The following is a 23,394-nucleotide window of genomic DNA, read 5'->3' as shown; positions in this document are numbered from 1 at the left end:
TGGGGTCTTACGCCTTCAGGGTCCACGGCTTGCGGCGCACGAGCACGTGCCCGCGGCGCGTCGAGAGACGGGTCCACGGGCCCGTCTCGAAGAGCTTCACCTCGTCGTCGCCGAGGAACCCGAGACTGTAGGCCGCGAACGCCGCCCCGGTCGGGATGTACTCGACGCCCTCGACGCCCCGCCCCCAGACCTCTGAGCGCACACGCTGCACGAGCTGCTCGCCGGTGCCGGCGGGAATCGCCTCGGCGACCTCGTCGATGCCCGCACGGGCGGCCGACTCGAGCGTCGCGGCATCCGTCGCGCCGAGCGGCCGCCAGCCGCCCCGCGGCGGCGAGATGCCCGCCCAGGTGACCGTGTTCACCTCTGGCGGTCGTGACATCGACACGGGGCGTGAGTCATCGTCTTCGCCGAGCTCGCCTCGGGCCCGCACGATGCGCTCGACGAGCGAGCGCATGGGCACCACCGAATCGAACTCCTCGGCGTCGGCGAGTGCGAACGTGCGGAGACCGAGCACGGTGGGACTCTCGTCGAGGATGCCGCGCGGGTACAGGATCGCGGTGTACACGGCGAGGATGCCGGATCCGGCGATCAGGCGCACCGAACCGTCTTCGACGCGGCCTGCGCGTTGCAGGTAGGTATGCAGATCTCCGAGCGACAGGCTGTCGGCGAGCGCGAGTTGTTGAACCATCTCCTGTCTAAACTACCAAGAGAGCGCCGCCGCCCCGGGCGGTCTCGCGCTCCGCGGGAGCCGGGCGGTCACCGACACCCACACGGAGGAACCATGAACGGTCCCATCGACGGCTTGTTGAGCACCCTGCAGCTGACCGACACCGGCGCTCGCACGACCGAAGACATCTTCACCGGACCGTCGCAGTGGATGCCGCTCGGGCGTGTCTTCGGCGGGCAGGTGCTCGCGCAGTCGCTCACCGCGGCAATGCACACGGTGCCCGACGACCGCACGATCCACTCGATGCACGGCTACTTCCTGCGCCCCGGAGACGTTGAGCACCCGATCACCTTCTCGGTCGATCGCCTGCACGACGGCCGCTCGTTCTCGACGCGGCGCACCCACGCGTACCAGAACGGCGAGCCGATCCTCTCGCTGATCGCCTCGTTCCAGACCGAAGACGACGGCGTCGAGCATCAGGTGGACATGCCGACCGACCTCCCCGACCCCGAGACGCTGCCGTCGACCGCCGACGTGCTGGGCTCCTTCGACCACGACATCGCCCGCTACTGGTCGAACGAGCGGGCCTTCGACGTGCGGCACATCCCGTCGCCCGTGTATCTGAGCGTCGAAGGAGAGCGAGTCCCCCGTCAGGCGGTCTGGATGAAGGCCTTCGGCAAGCTTCCCGACGACCCCAAGCAGCACCGGGCCGCGCTCGCCTATGCGAGCGACTACTCCATTCTCGAGCCGATCCTGCGAGCGCACGGCGTGGCGTGGGCGACGCCCGGCCTCAAGGTCGCGAGCCTCGATCACGCGATGTGGTGGCACCGCGACGCCCGCGTCGACGAATGGCTGCTCTACACGCAGGAGTCGCCGTCGGCGAGCGGAGGACGCGGCCTGTCACTGGGGCGCATCTACACCCGTGAGGGTGTATTGGTCGCCAGCGTCGCGCAAGAGGGCATGGTGCGGGTGCCCTAGCCGGTGCTCGGCACGTTCGCCTGCGCTTACGCTTGCGCTCTCGCCTGAAGAGATGCTGTGGAATTCGCCCCGTCGACGGCGAGGGGAACACAATGGTGGCATCAGGCTCGCGCGATGCGAGCGACGCGGACGAAGGAGCTCCGGCGATGACCGATCCCACTGATCTCTCCCGACGCACCATCCTCACGATCGGTTCGGCCGGCGCCGTCGGCGGCGCGCTCGCCCTCGCCGGGTGCGCAGCGGATGCCCCGAGCAGCAGCGCGCCGGCGAGCACTGCTCCCCCACTCGTCGAGGAGACACCGGCGTCGCCGACCGCAGCACCCGACGCGCCGCCCGTCGGCGACGACATCGCGGCCCTCGCCGACGTTCCCGTCGGCGGCAGCATCGATGCCAAGATCAACGGTGAACCCGCACTCATCGCCCAACCGACCGCCGGTCAGGTCGTCGCGTTCAGCGCCGTCTGCACGCACCAGCAGTGCGTGGTCGCGGCGGCCGGCGACGAGTTCCACTGCCCCTGCCACGGGTCGATGTTCGACGCTGCCACCGGCGACGTCATCCAGGGGCCCGCGCTCGAGCCGCTGACCGCGATCGGCGTCGCCGTCTCGGGCGACCGGATCGTCGCCACCTCCTGACGATGGACTACACCTTCGCCGGGCTGCCGCTGCACGTGCTGCTCGTGCACGCGGTCGTGGTGCTCACCCCCTTGCTCTCGCTGTGCCTCGTCGTCATCGCCGCATGGCCCGGCGCTCGTCGGGTGCTGTGGCTGCCCGTGCTCATCGGTGCAGCCGTGCTGCTGCCGCTCGGTCTCGTCACGATCGAGGCCGGCAAGTGGCTCGAGCAGCGGGTGCCGCCGGCCCCACTGATCCAGGAGCACACGGCGCAAGGAGAGGAAATCGTGCCGTGGCTCATCGCGTTGCTCGGGCTCACGGTGGTGATCGCGGCCTGGGCGATCGTCGAACGCGTGGCGCGCGGGCGCGGTGACGGCCACGACCTCGATCGTGACGCGGTTGCTGGCGGCGCCGGCCCGCGCCGGGGCACCCGCCTCGCTGTCGGCATCGTGCTGACCCTTGCCGCGCTCTTCGTCGCGGCAGCATCGACCTGGACGCTCGTGCAGATCGCCGAGGCCGGCAGCAGGGCGGTCTGGGAGGGATCGTTCAGCGAGGTGCCGCTGAACGAGTGATGCGCCGCTGAGCACGCCGCTGAGCGACTGAGGTGCCGTTGCGCGCGCCGGTCAGCGGCGGCGGAAGACGATCGGCTCGCCGACGTAGGGCTCCCACGCAGCCCGCTCGGCGTCACCGATGCGACGTGGTCGTTCGCTCGCCGAGTCGACGAGCACGATCGTCGTCACCGCCCGGGTGTACAGCACCCGTGGCTCGACGTCGACCGGCGAGTAGACCTCGTAGCAGACGTCGAGGCTCGCCCCGCCCATGTGGCCGATCCAGAGCTCGATATCGACCGGCTGGCGCTGATACGGGATCGGGGCGAGGTACTCGACCTCTTGACGCGCGATGAGCGTGATCGTCGTCGAGCCCGGCGTCGCGTCGAGCACCGCGGTCGACGCGCCGACCGCGTGCTCCGACGTGTCGTCGCTCACCCAGAACGCCTGGATGCGCGCCTCTTCGAGCAGGCTGAGCATGCGGGCGTTGTTCACGTGGCCGTAGGCATCGAGATCACTCCAGCGGAGCGACGTCGGCACGTGGAGTCGCATGTCAGTCTCGCGTGAGCTTGCGGTAGGCGGAGCGGTGCGGCTTCGCCGCATCGGGGCCGAGGCGCTCGATCTTGTTCTGCTCGTACGACTCGAAGTTGCCCTCGAACCAGTACCAGTTGGCCGGGTCGTCAGCCGTGCCCTCGTAGGCGAGGATATGGGTCGCGATGCGGTCGAGGAACCAGCGATCGTGGGTGATGACCACGGCGCAGCCCGGGAATTCGAGCAGGGCGTTCTCGAGGCTCGACAGCGTCTCGACGTCGAGGTCGTTGGTCGGCTCGTCGAGCAGCAGCAGGTTGCCGCCCTGCTTGAGGGTCAGTGCGAGGTTCAGTCGGTTGCGCTCACCACCGGAGAGCACGCCGGCCTTCTTCTGCTGGTCGGGGCCCTTGAACCCGAACTGCGAGACGTAGGCACGCGAGGGGATCTCGGTCTTGCCGACGATGATGTAGTCGAGCCCGTCGGAGACGACCTCCCACAGGTTCTTGTTCGGGTCGATGCCGCCGCGGCTCTGGTCGACGTAGGAGATGTCGACCGTCTCGCCGATCTTCAGGTCGCCGCCGTCGAGGGGCTCGAGCCCGACGATGGTCTTGAAGAGCGTCGTCTTGCCGACGCCGTTCGGGCCGATGATGCCGACGATGCCGTTGCGCGGCAGGCTGAAGCTCAGGTCTTCGATGAGGATGCGTTCTCCGAAGCCCTTGCGGAGCTTCTTCGCTTCGATCACCTGCGCGCCGAGGCGCGGGCCGACCGGGATCACGATCTCTTCGAAGTCGAGCTTGCGCGTGCGCTCGGCCTCGGTCGCCATCTCTTCGTAGCGGGCGAGGCGAGCCTTCGACTTCGCCTGACGGCCCTTGGCGTTCGAGCGAACCCACTCGAGCTCTTCGGAGAGGCGCTTGGCGAGCTTCGCGTCTTTCTTGCCCTGCACCTGCAGTCGCTCTTGCTTCTTCTCGAGGTACGTCGAGTAGTTGCCCTCGTAGGGGTAGAGGCGACCGCGGTCGACCTCGCAGATCCACTCTGCGACGTGATCGAGGAAGTACCGGTCGTGGGTCACGGCGAGCACGGCACCGGGGTACTTGGCGAGGTGCTGCTCGAGCCAGAGCACGCTCTCGGCGTCGAGGTGGTTGGTGGGCTCGTCGAGAAGCAGCAGGTCGGGCTTCTGCAGCAGCAGCTTGCAGAGCGCCACGCGCCGCTTCTCACCGCCCGAGAGCACCGAGACCTTCTCGTCGCCCGGCGGGCAGCGCAGGGCGTCCATGGCCTGTTCGAGCTGCGAGTCGAGGTCCCACGCGTCGGCCGCGTCGATGGCCTCTTGCAGCACGCCCATCTCCGCGAGCAGCGCGTCGAAGTCGGCGTCGGGGTCAGCCATCGCGAGCGAGATCTCGTTGAAGCGGTCGAACTTCTGCTTGATCGGTCCGACGCCCTCTTGCACGTTCTCGAGCACCGTCTTGGACTCGTCGAGCACGGGCTCCTGCATGAGGATGCCCACCGAAAAGCCGGGACTCAGCTTCGCCTCGCCGTTCGAGGGCTGGTCGAGACCGGCCATGATCTTCAGGATCGTCGACTTTCCGGCGCCGTTCGGGCCCACCACGCCGATCTTCGCTCCGGGCAGGAACGCCATCGTCACGTCGTCGAGGATGACCTTGTCGCCGACCGCCTTGCGGGCGCGAACCATCGAGTAAATGTAATCAGCCATGTCGTCTACCAGTCTATGGGGCGCGTCTGCCCGACGAGACAGGCACCGGTGCCGAGCGGCGGGCGGACCGCGCCGTGATAGCCGCCCGACTTCGGTCCGTACTGCCCGACGAGGCACTCGCCCTGGAACACCACCGAGAACTGCACCGAGTCGGCGGCCTCGCCGATCGTGGTGGTGTCGGCGGTGACCTGCATCTGGGCCTTGTCGAATCCGGCGGCCGTCAGCGCGTCGATGAAGTCCCGGCCCCCTGCTGCGCCGTTCGCGGCGACGACAGCCGCGTTCACCCAATCGAAGAACGCGAGGTTCTCGGCGGCTGACAACTCGGGTCGGAATTCGGGGGCCGTCGCGGTCGGCGCCGACGGCGCCATCGGTGTCGGCCGACTCGTCGACGGTTGCGAGGGCTGCGGCTGAGGATCGCCGGACGTGCATGCCGCGGTGCCGATGACGATGGCGACCCCGACCGAAGCCAGAGCCGCGGATGTTCCGAACCGCCGCCTCATCGTTCCCCTCACCGACGGTGCCGACCGTCCGAGGCGAGTCTATGCGTTCGCGGTCGACGGAAGGCCCCGGTCGGTCGGCACTCGGTGAGCCGTGCCGGTTCAGACGGCAACCACCTCGGACTCGGACTCGAGCAGTTCGATCGCGTGGTCGTCGGACACCGACGCCGAGTCGGAATCGTCGTCGAGTTCGCTCGCGGTCGAGACGCCCGGCCACGTCGATGCGAGCTGCTCGCCCACCGGCCCCTCGAAGGTGTCGCTCGAGAGCTGCGACGACGAGCCGTCGGCCGGTGCATCCGCCGCTCGGGGGCGAACCTTGGCGTACGTCGTGACGCACCAGGCGAGGTCGTGCCCGATGGCGTCGGCCTCGATCTCGGCGGCGGTGCCGGACTTCTCGCCCGTCTCCCACGCCCGGAGCCGCAGCCGGCCGCGCACGATCAGGCGTTCGCCCTTGCGGATCGAGAGGCTCGCGTTCGAAGCCAGCTGGCGGAACGCGGAGACGGTGAACCAGTTGGTCTCGCCGTCTTCCCACGTGCCCTTTGCGCGGTCGAAGACCCGCCGCGTCGAGGCCAGGCGGAACGAGGTGATGGCGAGGCCCCCGTTCGTGACGGTGTGTTTGGGATCGGTTCCCACGACGCCGGTCACGGTGATGATGTCGGTCATTGCTGCACTCCTCAGTCGGATGCCGCCGCGGATCGACGGCACGCGGCTCCGGAGTGCGCTCGTGCCGGATCGCTCCCCGGAGCCGCGTCGCACCAGCATCACCGAGCGCTTTCGGCGTGCAGCGGCAGATGAGCCGATCGGTGCGGCGAATCACCCCGGCGCGCGATGTTGAGGACGAGTCGATGAACGACGAGACGACGATCGGCGACGGGAGCGGAGCGACCGCGACCCCGCCCTAGAGTTGGAGCATGAGCCACGTCGCCCTCCCCGAACGCTACGACCGCATGCAGTACAACCGAGTGGGGCGCAGCGGTCTGAAGCTCCCGGCGCTCTCGCTCGGTCTCTGGCACAACTTCGGCCATGAGCGGCCCTACGACACTCAGCGCGCGATCGTGCGCCGGGCGTTCGACCTCGGCATCACGCACTTCGACCTCGCGAACAACTACGGGCCGCCCGCCGGCAGTGCAGAAGAGACGTTCGGCCGCATCCTCGCCGACGATCTGACTCCCTACCGCGACGAGCTGATCATCTCGTCGAAGGCGGGCTACGACATGTGGCCCGGCCCGTACGGCGACTTCGGATCGCGCAAGTACCTGCTCGCCTCGCTCGATCAGAGCCTCGGGCGCCTCGGCCTCGACTACGTCGACGTCTTCTACTCGCACCGGCCCGACCCCGAAACGCCCATTGAAGAGACGATGGGCGCGCTCGCGTCGGCGGTGCGGCAGGGCAAGGCGCTCTACGTGGGGATCTCGAATTACGACCCAGACCAGACTCGCGCCGCTGCAGCCGCCCTCGAGGCCGAGGGCGTGCCCCTGCTCATCCACCAGCCGCGATACTCGATGTTCGACCGGCACATCGAAGACGGCCTGTTCCCCGCGCTCGAAGAGGTGGGCGCTGCGAGCATCGTCTTCTCCCCGCTCGCGCAGGGGCTGCTCACCGACCGCTACCTGACCGGCGATGTACCGGCCGATTCGCGTGCGGCGACGAGCCGATTCCTCACCGCCGATCGCATCAGTGCCGAGTACCTCGACCGTGCGCGGGCCCTCGACGCGATCGCGAAGGAGCGCGGCCAGTCGCTCGCCCAGCTCGCGCTCTCATGGGTGCTGCGACAGCCGCTCGTTGCGAGCGCGCTCATCGGCGCCTCGAGCGTCGCCCAGCTGGAGCAGAACGTCGCCGCCCTCGACTCCGCCCCGCTCACCGAGGCCGAGATCGCCCGCATCGACCCGCACGCCGCGCACGGCACCGGGCTGGCCTGACGCCTCGACGCTCACCGACGCCGCGCCATCGTTCGCCTCGAACGGTGGCGCGGCGTCGTCGTCGGTAGGCCGAGGTGCGGCTCGGCGCACAGTATGAATCCGCCGCGATCGGATGTCGGTGGCGCGCTCTACTCTCGTGACGAACCGCAGGGCCGGCTGCATCACGAGAGGAGCGACATGTCCGCCACCACCAGCATCGCGCGCACGCGCGAGCCCTTCCCGATCGTCGTGCCCGGCCTGCTGATCTCCCCGGCGGCCCCTGGCCTCTGGCGCGTCACGCGCCCGCAGGGCGCGGTGCTCGGGCACATCGAACAACGTGGCGCAGGCGCCGAGCTGCGGTTCGCTGCGAAACGACTCGTGGCCGGCGGCATCCGCTCGATCGATCTCGGCGAGTTCTGGTCGTCGCGCGACGCTGCAGAGGTCTTTCGCTGACCGCTCGATCGCGGGTATCGGGGCACGCCGCAGCGGCTCAGTCACGGCATCGGTCGCGCGCGGTAGCCTGCGGCCATGCAGTGGTGGAACGATCTCATTTCCTGGCTCGACTCGAGCGCGGCGCGTCCGGCCGTCTTCTCGGCCGCCGTCTTGTTCTTCGCGGTGCTCGCGGCCGGCCTCCTGGCCGTGTGGATCGCGAACCTCGCGATCAAGCGGCTCGTCGCGCAGCGCGATCGCGAGGCGAAGGCCGCCGCGATCGCGGCGCTCGTCGATGCCGCGACCGAGGCGTCGGTGTGGAACTCGCTCACCCCGCAAGAGCAGGTGCTGGCCGACCGCGCTGTCGGTCAGGCCGACATCATCGTTCGGCTGCTGCCGATCCGCGGGTCGGATGTCGCCGCGAACTGGGCGGCGCACCAACTGCACGAACTCAAGCGCGCCTCGGCGACGTTCGGCTACCAGCTCGACCCGGCAGTGGTCGAGTTCCGCGATCGTCTCCTCGAATGGCAGCGGCGTCCTTCACGCACGCGCCGGCAGTTCCAGAACGACCTCACGCGGTGGCGTTCGCAGCGCCAGGAGCCCGAGCAGGTCGCCGTCGACCAGCAAGACGCGTGGGTCGCCGATCAGCACCAGCAGCGCTATCAGGGCGCGGTCAAGCTCGACGATGCGCGCACGGCGACGGCCAACACCGCTCCGACGCCGACCGTGCAAACCGAATCGCTGCGCTGAACCTGCGCTGAACGACGCGGGCGCTCAGCGCCACCAGTCGTCGAACATCGACACGGGCACCGTGCGCTTGTGCCGTGTCTGCAGGTAGCGGGTCTCGATGCGCTCGGCGACCGAGTCGTCGATCGCGACACCCTCGAGGTAGTCGTCGAGGTCGTGGTAGCTCAGGCCGAGGTTCGCCTCATCGGACTGACCTGGGTCTGCGTCGAGCAGATCTGCGGTCGGCACCTTGAGATACAGCCGCTCGGGTGCGCCCAGGTGCTCGAGCAGGGCACGCCCCTGTCGCTTCGTGAGTCCCGTGAGCGGCAGGATGTCGGCGCCGCCGTCACCGAACTTCGTGAAGAACCCCGTGATCGCCTCGGCAGCGTGATCGGTGCCCACCACGAGCAGTCTGCACTCGCCCGCGAGGGCGTACTGCGCCACCATGCGCATACGGGCCTTCACGTTGCCCTTGCCGAAGTCGCTGAGCGGCGCGTCGACCGCCTCGGCGAAGTCGGCCGCGAGTCCGTCGACGCCCGCCTTGATGTTGAACACGATCGTCTCCTGCGGCTCGATGAACCCGAGCGCGAGCTGCGCATCGTCTTCGTCGCGCTGCACGCCGTACGGCAGCCGCACCGCGACGAACCGCGCTGCACCGCCATCGGCGACGATCTCGTCGACCGCGAGGCGGCAGAGCCGGCCGGCGAGCGTGGAGTCCTGTCCCCCGCTGATGCCGAGCACGAACCCGGCCGCGCCGGTCGCCAGCAGGTACGACTTCAGGAAGTCGATTCGTGCTCGCACCTGCTCTGCGGGGTCGATGACGGCGGTGACGTTGAGGTCGGCGATGATTCTCGACTGCAGCTCTCGCATTCCACGACGATACCGCCGAGATGTTTCCGGCACGCAAACCGGGTGCGCCGCGTCGCCGCCGTGCTCGAGCCGGCACCTCCGCTAGCATCGCGACAGATGCACGATCGTGCCCGGGAGGGGAGTACGCATGCACATCTCGGTGGGAACGATGGTGCTCGTGCCGGCCATCGCCGTCGCGGCTCCGCTGCTCGTGCGTCTGGTCGGTCGTTGGGTGGCGATCCCCCTCGTGGTCTTCGAGATCGTGCTGGGCCTCGCGCTCGGCCCGGCGATGCTCGGCTGGGTCGAGCCGGATGAGTTCATGAGCCTCCTCGCCGACTTCGGCCTGGCGATGCTCTTCTTCCTCGCCGGCAACGAGATCGACTTCCGTGCGATTCGTGGCCGGCCGCTGAGTCGCGCGGCGATCGGCTGGATCATCTCGCTCGCCGCCGGCATCGGCATCGCGACCGTGCTCGCGGCCGACCTGCCTGCCGCGGCCTTCATCGGCATCGCGCTCACGTCGACGGCGCTCGGCACGATCATGCCGGTGCTGCGCGACTCCGGCGACCTCGCCACACCGTTCGGAGTCGCCGTCATCGCACTCGGCGCGGTCGGCGAGTTCGGCCCGTTGCTCGCGATCTCCATCTTCCTCAGTGGCCGTTCACCGCTGCTCGCCGCAGCCGTGCTCCTGACCTTCGCCGTCATCGCAGGCATTGCGATCTGGCTGGCCGCCAAGGGAGTCGGCAAGCGGATGCATCGGGTGATCACCGCGACCCTGCATACGAGCGGGCAGTTCGCCGTGCGCCTCGTCATCTTCGTGCTGCTGGCGCTCGTCGCGCTCAGCATCGTGCTCGACCTCGACATGCTCCTCGGCGCGTTCACCGCGGGTGTGCTGTACCGGCTGCTGCTCTCCGGCGCACCCGAACGAGATGCCGAGATCGTCGAGACGAAGCTCGAGGCGGTCGGCTACGGATTCCTCGTGCCCGTGTTCTTCATCAACACCGGCGTGACCTTCGACCTCGCGTCGCTCTTCGGCGACATCCGCACGATGCTGCTCCTGCCGATCTTCCTCGTGCTCATGCTCGTCATCCGCGGTGGCCCCTCCCTCCTGTCTGCTCCCAAGGGCTCGAGCCGCCGCGATCTGGTCGCGACCGCGCTCTTCGGCGCCACCGGCCTCCCCATCATCGTCGCGGTCACGGCGATCGGCGTCGACAACGGCGACCTGCCGAGCGGCACCGCTGCCGCGCTCGTCGGCGCCGGCATGCTCTCGGTGCTGCTCTTCCCGCTCATCGCGCTCGCCCTTCGCAAGGGCAGAACGGATGTCGCAGAGCCCGCGCCACCCGATAGCGGCCGCCATGTGCCGATCGAGGGATGACACCTCCGCCCATCCGTCCGTCGCACGCATGCCCAGCGAGCCTCCCGGGTCCTCCCGGTATGCTTGGCAGCGCCGCCCCCGTAGCTCAGCGGATAGAGCAGGAGCCTTCTAATCTCTTGGTCGCAGGTTCAATTCCTGCCGGGGGCACCGAGAATGAGCGCCAGGTCGGGCCCCGCGAACGACGCACGTCGGACCACCCCGATAGAATCGCGGCATGGCTTCCTCGAGTGACCGACTGGTCTGGATCGACTGCGAGATGACCGGACTCGACCTCGAGGTCGATGAGCTCGTCGAAATCGCCGTCGTCATCACCGACTACGACCTGAATCCCGTCGATGCGGGGCTCAGCATCGTGATCAAGCCTGACTCGAGCGCGCTCGAGTCGATGGGCGAGTTCGTGCGCACGATGCACACGCAGTCGGGGCTGATCGAAGAGATCCCCAACGGGGTCAGCGTCGCCGAGGCCGAGTACGAAGTGCTCGAATACGTGCTGAAGCACGTGCCCGACGAGCAGAAGGCCCCCCTCGCCGGCAACTCCATCGGCACCGACCGGGCATTCCTCTCGAAGTTCATGCCTCGCCTCGACGCGCACCTGCACTACCGCAGCGTCGACGTCTCGTCGATCAAAGAGTTGGCGAAGCGCTGGTATCCCCGCGCGTACTTCAACTCGCCGCAGAAGAACGGCGGCCACCGGGCCCTCGCCGACATCCTCGAGTCCATCCGCGAGCTCCACTACTACCGTCGAGCGGTCTTCGTCGCCGAGCCCGGTCTCTCGTCGCAAGAGCTCCAGACGCTCGCAGCGACCGTTGTGGACGAGTTCGACGCCAAGGTGTAGTAGTCTCTTTGAGTTGCCAGATTGCTTCGGCGGTCTGCACATGGTGGGTATAGCTCAGTTGGCAGAGCGCCTGGTTGTGGTCCAGGAGGTCGCGGGTTCAAGCCCCGTTACTCACCCCAATGTTTTTCCCCGGCAGCACGATGGCCGTCTCCGTCCGAACGCCGATTCGAGCCCGTCGAACCCCGATCGGAGCCACTCGTGGAACTCGATGCCGAGGCGTTCGAAGCGATCGTCGTCGATGAGCTCGATCAGTTGCCCGACGATATGGTCGACGGCCTCGACAACGTCGTGTTCGTCGTCGAAGACCGGCCCGAAGACGGCTCGCTCGACCTGCTCGGCCTCTACGACGGCTGGGCGTTGACGGAACGCGATCGCTACGGCTTCGGTGAGATGCCCGATCGCATCGTGCTCTACCGCGAACCCCTGCTGGCGATCGTCGACGACGAAGACGAGCTCCGTGAAGAGATCCACGTGACCCTCGTGCACGAGATCGCCCACTTCTACGGCATCGACGACGCCCGCCTGCACGAGCTGGGCTGGGCGTGACTCGACGCCGGGATACGCTGATTCAATGAGCATCACCCCCGGCCGAATCGTCGGCATCGCCGTCGGAGCGATCGCGATCCTCGGCATCGGGGTCTACGGCCCCGCGATGCTCCTCGGGCCGCTTCCGACGGTGACCGTCACCACGACGAGCGCATCGGGTGATGATGCCGCGGGCGCTGCTGCGATCACCCTGCCCGACACCGGAGCGAGCGCGATCGCGGCACTCGGCGACGACGGCACTGCCTCGACGCTCGCTACCGCCGGCGATGCCGCGGCCGTTCCCATCGGCGGAGCGGCGAAGCTCGTCACCGTGCTCACGACGCTCGAGTCCCTGCCGCTCGCAGCCGGGGGCGCAGGTCCCGCGATCACGATCGGGCCCGACGACTACACCGACTACCTGCGCTACGCCTCCGAGGACTCCAGAACCCTGGCCGTGCTGCCCGGCGAGACCTGGACCCAGCGCGACGTCGTACGTGCCGTGCTCCTCGCCTCGAGCAACAACCACGCCGACACCCTCGCTCGCTGGGCGTTCGGTGGCGTCGAACCCTACGTCGAGGCGGCGAACGAGTGGCTCGCCGCGCACGACTTCGCCACGATGCACGTCGCGGATGCGACCGGACTCTCGGGTGACAACATCGGCACCGCCGAAGAGCTGACCCGACTCGGCGCCCTCGTGCTCGCCGACCCGCGGCTCGCCGAATTGTTCGATGCTGCCGAGACGCCCTCGATACCCGGTGAGCGTGACGTGCCCGACGTCGTCTCCCACCTCGGTGAGAGCGGCGTGCGAGCGCTCTCCCGCAGCTACACCGACCAGGCCGGTGTCAGCTTCGTCTTCACGACCGAGGTTGCGGGCGCCGAGGGCGACCCGCCGCACCGCCTCGTGAGCGGAATGACCCTCATGCCCGACTACGACACGCTCGACGCGGCTGTTCAGGCCGCGATCGATTCGAGCTCGGTGTCGGCCGCGCCCGTCGAGGTGATCTCGGCAGGCACGACCTACGCACGCGTCGAATCGGCGTGGGGCGACCGCGCCGATCTCATCGCCTCGGTGAGCCGAGCGGATGCCGCTTGGGGAAGCGCGGTCGGCGAGACATCCGTCACCGTCGAGCCGTTCACGACCGCGTCGGCGGGGCGCGAGATCGGTCGCGTCAGTGTCGAGACCGCCGACGGCGAGGTCGGATCGCCACTGGAGCTGACCGACGACATCCGCGACCCAGGGCCGCTCTGGCGACTGACCAACCCGGGCGCGCTCATCGGCGCATTCTTCGACCAGCGCGACTGAGCCGGTCGGCTGAGCCCGTCGGCTCAGTCGTTCTCGTCGTCGGACTCGACCGGATCCGAGTCGTCAGCGTCGAAGCGGAAGCTCACCCGAAGCTGCCCGTTGACCTCGCGCTCGTCGACCGCGTCGTACCAGAACAGCGACTCGAGGCCGTCGACGGCCGCGACCATGCCGACGCGACGCTCGGCCTTGCCTCCGACGAGGATGCGTTGCTCGAACTCGCCTTCGAGCGGGCCGTCGAGGAACTCCGCGACGTACTGGGCGCCTGTCGTGTCTGTGCTCATGTCACTACCGTAGCCCTCGCCCCCGGCACCGTGCAGGCCCGCCCAGATGGCGATCAGTTGCCGACGACCCGCACCCGTACGTCGGCACGACGAGCGGGTGCGGTGCGAATGACGTACCGGCGCCACTGGCCCTCCCACAGATCCCAGTACGGGTCGAAGGCTCCGGCGTCGCGGGCCAGCGCCCGGCGCTTGCGCACCTCGACCGACGCCTCGACCCAGACGCGCACCGCATCGGCCGAGTGGACGGCCGCGAATGCTCCGCAGCCCTCGACGATCAAGGCGCGGCCTGGTCGGTCGCGCTCGACTCCGCCGACCTGCTCGGCGGCCCAGTCCCAGCGTCGCCACTGCCCGACCGCGCCCCGTCGCCGGCGGGCGACCAGGTCGTGCGACACCTCGAGGCCGGCTCGTTCGAGCCCCGTCCAGCCTGGATACACATCGTCGAGCCGGACGAGTTCGGGCGGGTGACCGGGCCAGGCGCGAAGCACCGCGTCGGCGAGCGTGCTCTTGCCCGAGCCGCTCGGTCCGTCGATCGCGATGATGCGTGCGCGCCCGGCGCTCTCGTCGGCGCGGATGCGGGCGAGCACCGCACGCACGGCGGATGCCGCGGGCGCCGCCTCGTCGCGGGGCGACGTCACGACCACACCGGGTGGAAGGTGCCCGCCCAGACCGCGGCCCAGATCGCGAGTGCCGCGATGCCGACGGCGAGGCACAGCAGGGCTGCGTCCGGCCAGCCCACACGGGACTCGCGTGCCCAGGTCCGCGGGTGGTCGGAACCGAAACCGCGCGCCTCCATGGCCGTCGCGAGCTTGCTCCCGCGCCTGATGGCGAGCACGAGCAGGGCGAACGCCATGGTGGCGAAGCGCCTCACCGCACCGCGGTCTCCGATGCCGCGCGCCCTGCGCGACAATGCCATCGCCCGCCAGTCCTCGATGAAGAGCCCCACGAGGCGCGCGCCCGCGAGTGCGCCGAGCACGAACCGGCTCGGCAGCCGAGCGATCTGGGCGAGGCCGTCGGCGAGCTCGGTCGGGTCGACGTTCATGAAGAGCAGCACCGCGGGCAGACCGATCGCGAGCACTCGCACGGTCACGGCGACCGCGAGCTCGATCGAACCGTCGGTGACACGCGCCAGCCAGAACGACCAGTATTCGGTGCCCTCGGGGCGGCCGTAGAGCAGCATACTGAGCCCGGCGATGGGTGCCGCGATGAGGATCGGCCACGTGCGCGCCACGAGCATTCCCGGCGTCACGCCGGCGATGGCGAACAGCAGGAGCTGCACGACGAGCGCCACGGCGGCACTGACCCAATCGACGGTGAGCAGCAGCGGTGTGGTCAGGAGCATCGCCGCCGCGAGCCGGCTGACCGGATTCACGCGGTCGACCAGCCTGAGTCGGGCTGCCGGGTTCATGCGGCCGCCTTCGCCAGCAATGCCTCGCGACTGAGGTCGAGGTGCTGATCTCCGAGTGCCGCGAGGTAGGCGGGATCGTGACTCACCGACAGCAGGGTGACCCCGTCGTCGACGAGCCCGCGCAGAAGCGTCACGAGCTCGATCCAGGTCAGGCGATCCTGACCGAACGTGGGCTCGTCGAGGATGATCACGCGAGGCTGCGCGACGAGCGCGCACGCCACGGTGAGCCGTCGCTGCTCGCCGCCCGACAGCGTGAACGGGTTCGCTTCGGCGAGCAGGGCGAGGCCGAGCCGCTCGAGCATCTCGTCGGTTCGACGTTTCGTCGTCGCCGCGTCGAGCCCGAGCGCACGTGGTGCGACCTCGAGCTCGCGCTGCACCGTGGACGCGACGAACTGATGCTCGGGCTCCTGGAAGACGGTGCCGATGCGCGTCAGCAGTTCTCGAGAACGCCAGCGGATGGGATCGGTCCTGAGCCCCGCGGCGAGGTCGGGCGCGGCGCGCACCCGGCCAGCCAACGGTGGCAGCAGGCCGCCCATGGTGAGCGCGAGGGTCGACTTGCCGGCACCGTTCGGACCCGTCAGCACGGTCGACGCCGCATGCGGCAGCGACAGTTCGAGGCCCTCGCGCACGACGGCATCACTGCGTCGGCCGATCGCGAGCTCGACGGCCTCGAGATCGGCGACGGATGCCGCGGCGACGGGCTGGGCAGCGGACACGGTCGGCGGAGAGCCGGGCACCCAGACGCCGGCGGCGAGCAGCGCGTCGCGCTGGGTGTCGATGACCTGGCGAGGATCGCCGTCGGCGATCAGCCGGCCGTTGCGACCGAGCACGACGATGCGCGTGACGAGATCGATCCACACGTCGACCCGGTGCTCGACCACGACGAACGTGGCCCCGGTGCGATCGAGTGTGCGCGCCACGGCGAGACGCACCTCTGCGACGCCCTCGGGGTCGAGGTTCGCGGTCGGCTCGTCGAGCAGCAGCAGGCCCGGGCGCATCGCGAGCGCCCCCGCGAGAGCCAGCCGCTGCTTCTGGCCGCCCGACAATGAACTCGTGGGGTGATCGAGCGGCAGGTCGAGCCCGACCTGCTCGAGCGCCGCGCGCACGCGAGGCCAGATCTCGTTCCGCGGCACGCCGAGATTCTCGCAGCCGAACGCGACGTCGTCACCCACGCGGGCGAGGATCACCTGGGAATCGGGGTCCTGCAGCACGAGACTCGCGCGGCCGCGCACGGCCCCGGGCCACTCGCCGTCGATCAGCAGGGTCCCCGTCTCCTCGCCCTCTTCTGCGCCGCCATGCACACCCGCGAGGGCGTGCAGGAGGGTCGACTTGCCGGAACCCGACGGGCCGAGGAGCAGCACCCGCTCCCCCGGCGCGATGCGCAGGTCGATGCCGTCGAGCGCCGATCTCTTGCGGCCGGCATGACGCCACCCCCACCCGCGCGCCTCCACGCGCGCGGGACGGGTGGCTTCGGAGGCCTCTGTCACCTCAGACTCGCTGTGCCACGTCTTGGCCGGCGGCGAATCGACTCAACGCCCCGGTCGCCGCGAGGCCGCGCACGATGAGCCAGCCGAGCAGCCCGGCGAGCAGCGCGCCCGAGATCACGACGGTCGCGAAGTAGAGTCCGAGGAACTCCGCCGACTTCGCCAGGTTGCCCGAGACGAAGAGCTCGAGCGTCCACGCTGCGGCGCCCGCCGCGGCGCCGGCGAGCATCGCCGGAAGCAGGCCAAACCTGCGGTACGCGAGCAGCGCGAAGACGAGTTCGGCGCCGAGACCCTGCGCGAGACCCGAGTAGATCGTCTCGATGCCCCACTGGTTGCCGATGAGCGCCGACACGATGGCGGCGAGCAGCTCGACGAAGAGCGCTGCTCCGGGCTTGCGGATGATGAGACCACCGAGCACGCCGCCGATCAACCAGATGCCGACGGCGACGCCGCCGAGACCCGGGGTCAGCGCGTCGGCCGCGCTGAACCAGGCGTAGCCGACGTTGTTCCAGAAGAGGAAGAGCAATCCGGTGGCGACGCCGATGACGCTGGCGACGACGATGTCGACGACCCGCCAGCGCAGGTTGCGCGACTTCGCGGTGACGGAGGGGGTGCTGGCTTCAGATGATGCGGTGTGCACTGTCGTGCCCTTTCGATTCGTGGAAAGAGGGCACGGGAATTGAGATGTGATTGGCCTCCCTGCGCTGGCATGACCCAGATCAGGTTCGACGGTCGAAGGTTGAGAACCTTCCTCTCAGCCCGGCTCACCGGACTCCCGTGTTTCGCTGACGAGTATACGCCGACGTGGTCGAGCGCGCCTGCGCGGGAGTCCGCACAGCCGCGGAAGTGCGGATCGCGAGTTCAGCGCTTGAGCGCTCGGATCACCATGCGGAGGGCCTTGCCGGTCACCCAAACGAGCGGAGTAGCGACGAGGAGCAGGCCGATGAGGTTCGGCTCGAACCTGACGTCGCCACCGCGCCCGACGTATGCGCCGAGCGGAATGGAGACTCCCCCACCACCGCCACCGCCGCCCTCATCGCCCTGGGCGTCGGAGCCGCTGCCGGCCCCGAAGCCGTAGTAGCCGAGCGCCACCGGCACCACCTTGGCGCCATCGATGTCGAGGATCTCGCCGTACGACGTCTTCACACCCACGCCGGCGACGGTCTCGGCGAGTTCCAATACGAGTTCAGCCATGGGCCAACGCTACCCGCGTGCGCGCCGAGGAGCCACCCCCTCGGCGAATCGGCACCGTCAGGGGGTGGCGCCGCCGCCGGACGCGTTCTTGCGGCGCGTGGACTCGACGCGGGCGGCCGAGGGGCGCACGAGCGCCGCGGGTCGCACCGACCCGCGGCCGAATCGAGCGGTGACCTCGTCGATCGTGCGCTCGGCCTCTCGCCATTCCTCATCGGGGTCCCACAGCATGGCGCCGCTGCCGGACGGACGGAGTTGTTCGGCGCGAACCCCGATGAGACGAATGCGTGCGCCGTCGCCGGCCAACTCGCCCAGCGCGGCGGAGGCCTCGTCGTAGATGCGGCGTGCGACGTCCGTCGGCTCGCCCAGCGTGCGCGAACGGGTGACGGTGCGGAAGTCGCCGTACCGGAGCTTCAACACGACGGTGCGCCCGACGAGACCCGCGCGGCGCAACCGCACCGCCACATCGTCGGAGAGCCGCAGCAACTCGCGCCGCAACTGCTCGAGGTCGGTGAGGTCGTAGCCGAAGGTGACCTCGTGCCCGATGCTCTTCTCCTCGCGGCCCGTGACGACGTCACGTGCGTCGACACCCATGGCGAGGTGGCTGAGCTTGGCCGCGAGGGCGGGACCCAGCGCGCGTTCGAGCGCCTCGGCCGGCATCGCGGCGACATCGCCGACCGTTCGCAGGCCGATGCGGGTGAGCGACTCTTCCGTCACCCGGCCGACGCCCCAGAGCGCCGAGACCGGCAGCGGATGCAGGAACTCGAGTGTGCGATCGGCGGGCACCACGAGCATGCCGTCGGGCTTCGACCGGCTCGACGCGACCTTCGCGACGAACTTCGTCGCGGCCACGCCGACCGAGCACGTCAGCCCGGTCTCTCGGTGCACGCGCTGGCGCAGGGTCCACGCGATCTCGGCCGGGCTGCCGTGCAGGCGCCGCGCGCCCGACACGTCGAGGAACGCCTCGTCGATCGAGAGCTTCTCGACGAGCGGAGTCACCTCTTCGAAGATCGTCATGACACGCCGCGAGTACTCGGCGTAGCTCGTGTAGTCGCCGCGGAGCACCACTGCGTTGGGGCAGCGCTGCAACGCGAGCGACATCGGCATGGCGGAGTTCACACCGTATCTGCGCGCCTCATAGCTCGCGGCCGACACCACACCGCGGCCGGCCGTGCCACCGACGAGCACGGGCTTGCCGCGCAGGTCTGGACGCTTCAGCAGCTCGACTGACACGAAGAAGGCGTCCATGTCGACGTGCAGGATCGGTGTCGCCGAGTCGTCGACCGGACCGGTGGTCACTTGGCGCGACGAGCCGTCCTGCTTGCTCATGCTGCGACCCTAGCCCCTGCCACCGTCATCGCCGGAGGCACCCGGCGTCGCGAGCGCCGCTCGGATGCGACGCCAGGAGCGTCAGAACCCGAAGTCTCCACCGCCGCCGAAGTCACCGCCACCGAAGTCGCCGAAGCCACCGGAGTCACCGCCCGAATCGGCACCGGAGGCGTCGTACCCGCCGGCATCGGCGCTCGCGTCGGCGCTCGATTCGGTTCCCGCGTCACCGCTGTCGCCGCTGCCGTCGGCGCCGGCGTCGGCCGATGAGGGGTCGGGCAGGAACGCCTGGGCGATCGCCGAACCGACGACCACACCGGCGACGGAGCCGAGCAGCGAGCCCGCGAACATGCCGCCGAACGACGGCCCGCCCTGCTGTCCGCGGCCGGCGCCGGCATCCGCGCGGTTGAACGCCCGCTCGACGCTGCCCGGGGCGCGGAGCTCTGCCCGAGTCGCCGCGCGGGCGAGTGCGCCGGGCTCGTCGGAGACGAGTCGCTCGCCGGCGGGCGCTTCTTCGGTCAGCGATGCGAAGACGGCGGCGCGCTGCTCGGGCGTGAGCTTGGCGAACGCCTCGGCGTGCACCGCCTCGATCGACTCGGGCGGCGCGGTGCGCATGAGGTAGCGGTAGCGCTCGATCGCGAGCTCGTCGCCGCTCAGCTTTCGCGCGGCCGGTGCAGCCGGTTGGGCCGGACGAGCCGCCGGCTCGTCGGGCACACTGCCGAAAAGACGGTCAAGGAATCCCATGGTGTCCTCGTCAATCGTTCAGGGGTCGACCACTCTATGGTCGCCGGCGTCAAGCGGGCTGTGAATCGAGCGGATGCCGCGTGGCAGGTGCCACGAAGCCGTCCCAGGTCTGCGGCTACGCGCCCTGCCCGGCGCGCTCGAGCACGAGTTCGCGCACGCGCGCGGCATCGGCCTTGCCCTGCATCGCCTTCATGACAGCTCCGATGACGGCTCCGGCGGCTTGCACCTTGCCGTCTCGGATCTTCGCGAGCACGTCGGGCTGCGACGCGAGCGCCTCATCGATCGCCGCGATCAGCGCACCGTCGTCGGAGACGACCGCGAGACCACGAGCGTCGATGACCTGCTGCGGCGACCCCTCTCCCGCGATGACGCCCTCGAGCACCTGGCGAGCCAGGCGATCGGTGAGCGTGCCGGCGTCGACGAGCTTCGAGAGCTCGGCGACGTGCTCGGGCGAGACGAGGCCCGACGCGTCACGGTCGGCGGCGTTCGCGAGTCGAGCGATCTCGCCCGTCCACCACTTGCGGGCGGCAGCCGGCGTGGCACCGGCCTTCACGGTCGCCTCGAGCTCGATGAGGAGTCCGGAGTTCGCGACATCCTGGAACTCGAGGTCGGTGAACCCCCAGTCGCCCTTCAGGCGGCGACGGCGCACCGCCGGGGGCTCGGGCAGCGCCGCGCGCAGCGTGTCGATGAGCTCGTTCGAGGGAACCACAGGCAGCAGGTCGGGCTCGGGGAAGTAGCGGTAGTCGTCGGCATCGGACTTCGGACGGCCCGCGCTCGTCGCGCCGGTGTCTTCGTGCCAGTGCCGAGTCTCTTGCGTGATGGTTCCGCCACCGGCCAGGATGGCCGCCTGCCGCTGGATCTCGTAGCGGACGGCGCGCTCGACCGAGCGCATCGAGTTGACGTTCTTCGTCTCGGTGCGGGTGCCGAGCTTCTCCTGCCCGCGCGGGCGCAGCGAGACGTTCGCGTCGCAACGCAGGTTGCCGCGTTCCATGCGCGCCTCGGAGATGCCGAGCGAGAGCACGATGTCGCGGATCGTCGAGACGTAGGCGCGGGCGAGTGCGGGTGTGTCGGCCTCGCCGCCGAAGATCGGGCGGGTGACGATCTCGACGAGCGGCACCCCGGCGCGGTTGTAGTCGACGAGCGAGTACTCGGCGCCCTGGATGCGCCCGGTCGAGCCGCCCACGTGGGTGAGCTTGCCGGCGTCTTCCTCCATGTGGGCGCGCTCGATCGGCACGGTGAACGTGCGCCCGTTCTCGAGTTCGACCTCGACCTCGCCGTCGAATGCGATCGGCTCGTCGTACTGCGAGATCTGGTAGTTCTTCGCAAGGTCGGGGTAGAAGTAGTTCTTGCGGGCGAACCGGCTCGACGGCGCGATCGAGCAGCCGAGCGCGAGCCCGAGGCTGATCGAGTACTTCACGGCCTCGCCGTTGACGACCGGCAGCGAACCCGGCAGGCCGAGGCACACCGGCGTGGTGAGCGTGTTCGGCGCGGCATCGTGGAACTGCGAGTTCGCCGGGTTCGGAGCCGACGAGAACATCTTCGTGGCGGTGTTCAGCTCGACGTGCACCTCGAGGCCGATGACCGGCTCGAACAGTTCGAGGGCCTTGTCGAAGTCCATCAGTTCAGCGCGGGCCATCAGAGAGCGCCTTCCTCGGTCGCGGTGAGCTCGTGTACGGAGAGGTCGGGGGCCTGCGCGAGGAGCGGACCGCCCCAGCGCGCCTCGAGCAACTGCTCGAGCGCGCCGCCGACGTTGTAGAGCCGCGCGTCTTCACGAGCCGGCGCGAGGAACTGGATGCCGACGGGCAACCCGTCTTCGGGCGCGAGGCCGGCGGGCACCGAGATGCCCGGCACTCCCGCGAGGTTCGCGGGGATCGTGGCGATGTCGTTGAGGTACATCGACACCGGATCGGCGAGCTTCTCGCCGAACTTGAAGGCGGTCGTCGGCGCGGTCGGCGAGGCGAGCACGTCGACACCGGCGAACGCGGCATCGAAGTCGCGCTGCACGAGCGTGCGCACCTTCTGCGCGCTGCCGTAGTACGCGTCGTAGTAGCCGGCCGAGAGGGCGTAGGTGCCGAGGATGATGCGTCGCTTCACCTCGGGGCCGAATCCAGCCTCACGCGTCGCCGACATGACCTGCTCGACAGTGCCGCCGCCGTCGAGCGAGGCGCGCAGACCGAAGCGCACCGAGTCGAACTTCGCGAGGTTCGACGATGCCTCTGCGGGCAGGATCAGGTAGTAGGCCGCGATGGCGTACTCGAAGTGCGGTGCCGAGACCTCGACGATCTCGGCGCCCTGCTGCTCGAGCAGCTCGAGCGCCTCGTGGAACCGCTGCCGCACTCCGGCCTGGAAGCCCTCGCCGTCGAGCTCCTTGATGACGCCGATGCGGAGGCCCGAGACATCCGCTCGCCGAACCGCCTCGGCCATCGACGGCCAGGTCTCGGGAATCGAGGTCGAGTCGAGCGGGTCGTGCCCGGCGATGACGTCGTGCAGCAGCGCCGCGTCGAGCACGTTGCGCGTGACCGGGCCGATCTGGTCGAGCGACGAGGCGAGCGCGATCGAGCCATAGCGGCTGACCGCACCGTAGGTGGGCTTCACGCCGACGGTGCCGGTGACGTGGGCGGGCTGGCGGATCGAGCCACCGGTGTCGGAGCCGAGGGCGAGGGGCGCTTCGAACGCCGCCACGGATGCCGCGGAGCCGCCGCCCGAACCGCCGGGGATGCGGTCGAGGTCCCACGGGTTGTGGGTGGGGCCGTAGGCGGAGTGCTCTGTCGACGAGCCCATGGCGAACTCGTCCATGTTGGTCTTGCCGAGGGGGATCATGCCCGCCTCGCGCACCTTCGTGACCGGGGTCGCGTCGTAGGGCGGGATCCAGCCCTCGAGGATGCGGGAGCCCGACGTCGAGGGCATGCCCTTCGTGACGAGCACGTCTTTGATCGCGATCGGCACGCCCGCGAGCGGCCCGAGCGCGGCACCGGCGGCACGCTGACGGTCGATCTCGGCAGCAGTCTCGATGGCGCGCTCGCCCTCGACGTGCAGGAAGGCGTGCACGGCGCCGTCGACGGCCGCGATGCGGTCGAGGTGTGCCCGAGTGGCCTCGACCGAGGAGACCTCGCCCGCGGCGATCTTCGCGCCGAGTGCGGCGGCGGACAGGCGGATCAGTTCGTCGCTCACTGCTCTTCTCCCAGGATCGCCGAGACCTTGAATCGCGATCCGTCAGACTCGGGGGCGCCCGACAGCGCCTCGTCGACGCTCAGCACCGAGTCGCCCACGACGTCGTCGCGGAAGACGTTCTGCATCGGAATCGGATGGCTCGTCGGTGGCACCTCGGGGGTCGCGACCGCACTCACCTGCTCGACGGCGTGCATGATCTGGCCGAGCTCCGTCGTGAGGTGCTCGATCTCTTCATCGGTGAGCGCGATGCGGGCGAGGTTCGCGAGATGCGCGACCTGCTCCGCAGTGATTTCGGACATGCTGCTCCGTCGTCTCGGGATG

At 69.5% G+C, this 23,394-nt stretch carries 27 protein-coding genes, 2 tRNA genes and 1 riboswitch; of the genes, 12 read left to right on the top strand and 17 right to left on the bottom strand.

Annotation, left to right across the window (positions count from 1 at the left end; all coding sequences use genetic code 11):
• Positions 1 to 7: 7 nt before the first annotated feature.
• A complete protein-coding gene (locus H521_RS0104810) occupies positions 8 to 688 on the bottom strand; it encodes a DUF8185 domain-containing protein (protein WP_022891899.1) in 681 nt (226 codons plus the stop codon).
• Between the two features lie 93 nt (positions 689 to 781).
• Between H521_RS0104810 and H521_RS0104805 the strand changes: the two genes are divergently transcribed.
• The 3 genes from H521_RS0104805 (at position 782) to H521_RS0104795 (ending at position 2,825) form a co-directional block, all read left to right on the top strand.
• Positions 782 to 1,645: an acyl-CoA thioesterase gene (locus H521_RS0104805; protein WP_022891898.1), complete on the top strand. Its 864-nt coding sequence runs from the start codon at positions 782 to 784 to the stop codon at positions 1,643 to 1,645.
• 146 nt (positions 1,646 to 1,791) lie between these two features.
• Positions 1,792 to 2,277: a QcrA and Rieske domain-containing protein gene (locus H521_RS0104800; protein WP_026481913.1), complete on the top strand. Its 486-nt coding sequence runs from the start codon at positions 1,792 to 1,794 to the stop codon at positions 2,275 to 2,277.
• 2 nt (positions 2,278 to 2,279) lie between these two features.
• Positions 2,280 to 2,825: a hypothetical protein gene (locus H521_RS0104795; RefSeq protein WP_022891896.1), complete on the top strand. Its 546-nt coding sequence runs from the start codon at positions 2,280 to 2,282 to the stop codon at positions 2,823 to 2,825.
• A gap of 51 nt (positions 2,826 to 2,876) precedes the next feature.
• Here H521_RS0104795 and H521_RS0104790 read toward each other — a convergent pair whose 3' ends face one another.
• The 4 genes from H521_RS0104790 to ssb form a co-directional block, all read right to left on the bottom strand.
• The gene (locus H521_RS0104790) at positions 2,877 to 3,353 is read right to left on the bottom strand and encodes an acyl-CoA thioesterase (RefSeq protein WP_022891895.1); all 477 of its coding nucleotides are present in this window, start codon (positions 3,351 to 3,353) and stop codon (positions 2,877 to 2,879) included.
• Between the two features lies 1 nt (position 3,354).
• Complete coding sequence (gene ettA / locus H521_RS0104785) at positions 3,355 to 5,037, bottom strand: energy-dependent translational throttle protein EttA (RefSeq protein ID WP_026481912.1); 1,683 nt, start codon at positions 5,035 to 5,037, stop codon at positions 3,355 to 3,357.
• Positions 5,038 to 5,042: 5 nt separating this feature from the next.
• Positions 5,043 to 5,537, bottom strand: coding sequence for a DUF6993 domain-containing protein (locus H521_RS0104780; RefSeq protein WP_022891893.1), 495 nt, complete (start codon positions 5,535 to 5,537; stop codon positions 5,043 to 5,045).
• A 99-nt stretch (positions 5,538 to 5,636) separates the two neighbouring features.
• Positions 5,637 to 6,197 (bottom strand): single-stranded DNA-binding protein, encoded by a 561-nt coding sequence (gene ssb / locus H521_RS21575; protein ID WP_022891892.1) that lies wholly within the window; start codon positions 6,195 to 6,197, stop codon positions 5,637 to 5,639.
• Positions 6,198 to 6,445: 248 nt separating this feature from the next.
• On the opposite strand from ssb, the gene H521_RS0104765 reads away from it, so the two are divergent.
• The 3 genes from H521_RS0104765 (at position 6,446) to H521_RS21570 (ending at position 8,611) form a co-directional block, all read left to right on the top strand.
• Positions 6,446 to 7,453, top strand: a complete 1,008-nt coding sequence (locus H521_RS0104765; protein WP_022891890.1) for an aldo/keto reductase — start codon at positions 6,446 to 6,448, stop codon at positions 7,451 to 7,453.
• Positions 7,454 to 7,630: 177 nt separating this feature from the next.
• Positions 7,631 to 7,885: a hypothetical protein gene (locus H521_RS24890; protein ID WP_156891283.1), complete on the top strand. Its 255-nt coding sequence runs from the start codon at positions 7,631 to 7,633 to the stop codon at positions 7,883 to 7,885.
• Positions 7,886 to 7,960: 75 nt separating this feature from the next.
• Positions 7,961 to 8,611 (top strand): hypothetical protein, encoded by a 651-nt coding sequence (locus H521_RS21570; protein WP_022891888.1) that lies wholly within the window; start codon positions 7,961 to 7,963, stop codon positions 8,609 to 8,611.
• 24 nt (positions 8,612 to 8,635) lie between these two features.
• Here the strand turns inward: H521_RS21570 and nadE are convergent, their stop codons facing one another.
• A complete protein-coding gene (gene nadE / locus H521_RS0104750; protein WP_022891887.1) occupies positions 8,636 to 9,457 on the bottom strand; it encodes an ammonia-dependent NAD(+) synthetase in 822 nt (273 codons plus the stop codon).
• Between the two features lie 127 nt (positions 9,458 to 9,584).
• Between nadE and H521_RS0104745 the strand changes: the two genes are divergently transcribed.
• The 6 genes from H521_RS0104745 (at position 9,585) to H521_RS0104720 (ending at position 13,471) form a co-directional block, all read left to right on the top strand.
• Entirely contained in the window at positions 9,585 to 10,808 is a 1,224-nt protein-coding gene (locus tag H521_RS0104745; protein ID WP_022891886.1) for a cation:proton antiporter, read from the top strand.
• A 74-nt stretch (positions 10,809 to 10,882) separates the two neighbouring features.
• Positions 10,883 to 10,955: transfer RNA gene (locus tag H521_RS0104740), tRNA-Arg, on the top strand.
• A 67-nt stretch (positions 10,956 to 11,022) separates the two neighbouring features.
• Positions 11,023 to 11,643 (top strand): oligoribonuclease, encoded by a 621-nt coding sequence (gene orn, locus H521_RS0104735; RefSeq protein WP_022891885.1) that lies wholly within the window; start codon positions 11,023 to 11,025, stop codon positions 11,641 to 11,643.
• Positions 11,644 to 11,686: 43 nt separating this feature from the next.
• A tRNA-His gene (locus tag H521_RS0104730) sits at positions 11,687 to 11,762 on the top strand.
• 79 nt (positions 11,763 to 11,841) lie between these two features.
• Positions 11,842 to 12,189, top strand: a complete 348-nt coding sequence (locus H521_RS0104725; RefSeq protein ID WP_022891884.1) for a metallopeptidase family protein — start codon at positions 11,842 to 11,844, stop codon at positions 12,187 to 12,189.
• Positions 12,190 to 12,214: 25 nt separating this feature from the next.
• Complete coding sequence (locus tag H521_RS0104720) at positions 12,215 to 13,471, top strand: D-alanyl-D-alanine carboxypeptidase family protein (protein ID WP_022891883.1); 1,257 nt, start codon at positions 12,215 to 12,217, stop codon at positions 13,469 to 13,471.
• A gap of 23 nt (positions 13,472 to 13,494) precedes the next feature.
• Here H521_RS0104720 and H521_RS0104715 read toward each other — a convergent pair whose 3' ends face one another.
• The 11 genes from H521_RS0104715 to gatC all read right to left on the bottom strand — a co-directional run bounded on the left by H521_RS0104715 (position 13,495) and on the right by gatC (position 23,372).
• Entirely contained in the window at positions 13,495 to 13,752 is a 258-nt protein-coding gene (locus H521_RS0104715; protein ID WP_022891882.1) for a hypothetical protein, read from the bottom strand.
• A gap of 53 nt (positions 13,753 to 13,805) precedes the next feature.
• Positions 13,806 to 14,387, bottom strand: coding sequence for a nucleoside/nucleotide kinase family protein (locus H521_RS21565; protein WP_156891282.1), 582 nt, complete (start codon positions 14,385 to 14,387; stop codon positions 13,806 to 13,808).
• Positions 14,384 to 15,157 carry an energy-coupling factor transporter transmembrane component T family protein gene (locus tag H521_RS0104705; RefSeq protein ID WP_026481910.1) on the bottom strand — a complete coding sequence of 258 codons (774 nt, stop codon included), beginning with the start codon at positions 15,155 to 15,157 and terminating at the stop codon, positions 14,384 to 14,386. The genes H521_RS21565 and H521_RS0104705 overlap by 4 nt, the downstream gene beginning before the upstream one ends.
• A complete protein-coding gene (locus H521_RS21560) occupies positions 15,154 to 16,644 on the bottom strand; it encodes an ABC transporter ATP-binding protein (protein ID WP_084511946.1) in 1,491 nt (496 codons plus the stop codon). The genes H521_RS0104705 and H521_RS21560 overlap by 4 nt, the downstream gene beginning before the upstream one ends.
• 1 nt (position 16,645) lies before the next feature.
• On the bottom strand, positions 16,646 to 17,281 hold the full coding sequence (locus H521_RS0104695; RefSeq protein ID WP_022891880.1) for an ECF transporter S component: 636 nt from the start codon (positions 17,279 to 17,281) through the stop codon (positions 16,646 to 16,648).
• Positions 17,282 to 17,320: 39 nt separating this feature from the next.
• Positions 17,321 to 17,421: riboswitch (TPP riboswitch) on the bottom strand.
• An 81-nt stretch (positions 17,422 to 17,502) separates the two neighbouring features.
• The gene (locus H521_RS0104690; RefSeq protein ID WP_022891879.1) at positions 17,503 to 17,835 is read right to left on the bottom strand and encodes a hypothetical protein; all 333 of its coding nucleotides are present in this window, start codon (positions 17,833 to 17,835) and stop codon (positions 17,503 to 17,505) included.
• Between the two features lie 57 nt (positions 17,836 to 17,892).
• On the bottom strand, positions 17,893 to 19,161 hold the full coding sequence (locus H521_RS0104685; protein WP_022891878.1) for a DNA polymerase IV: 1,269 nt from the start codon (positions 19,159 to 19,161) through the stop codon (positions 17,893 to 17,895).
• An 81-nt stretch (positions 19,162 to 19,242) separates the two neighbouring features.
• A complete protein-coding gene (locus H521_RS0104680) occupies positions 19,243 to 19,902 on the bottom strand; it encodes a hypothetical protein (RefSeq protein ID WP_022891877.1) in 660 nt (219 codons plus the stop codon).
• 115 nt (positions 19,903 to 20,017) lie between these two features.
• Positions 20,018 to 21,538: an Asp-tRNA(Asn)/Glu-tRNA(Gln) amidotransferase subunit GatB gene (gatB, locus tag H521_RS0104675; RefSeq protein ID WP_026481908.1), complete on the bottom strand. Its 1,521-nt coding sequence runs from the start codon at positions 21,536 to 21,538 to the stop codon at positions 20,018 to 20,020.
• Positions 21,538 to 23,073 (bottom strand): Asp-tRNA(Asn)/Glu-tRNA(Gln) amidotransferase subunit GatA, encoded by a 1,536-nt coding sequence (gene gatA, locus H521_RS0104670; protein WP_022891875.1) that lies wholly within the window; start codon positions 23,071 to 23,073, stop codon positions 21,538 to 21,540. The genes gatB and gatA overlap by 1 nt, the downstream gene beginning before the upstream one ends.
• Positions 23,070 to 23,372: an Asp-tRNA(Asn)/Glu-tRNA(Gln) amidotransferase subunit GatC gene (gatC, locus tag H521_RS0104665; RefSeq protein ID WP_022891874.1), complete on the bottom strand. Its 303-nt coding sequence runs from the start codon at positions 23,370 to 23,372 to the stop codon at positions 23,070 to 23,072. Before gatC ends, gatA begins: the two co-directional genes overlap by 4 nt.
• Between the last annotated feature and the right edge of the window lie 22 nt (positions 23,373 to 23,394).

It is taken from the genome of Agromyces subbeticus DSM 16689, from assembly GCF_000421565.1.
GTDB lineage: Bacteria > Actinomycetota > Actinomycetes > Actinomycetales > Microbacteriaceae > Agromyces > Agromyces subbeticus.
This window is presented reverse-complemented; position numbering and strand designations above follow the sequence as displayed.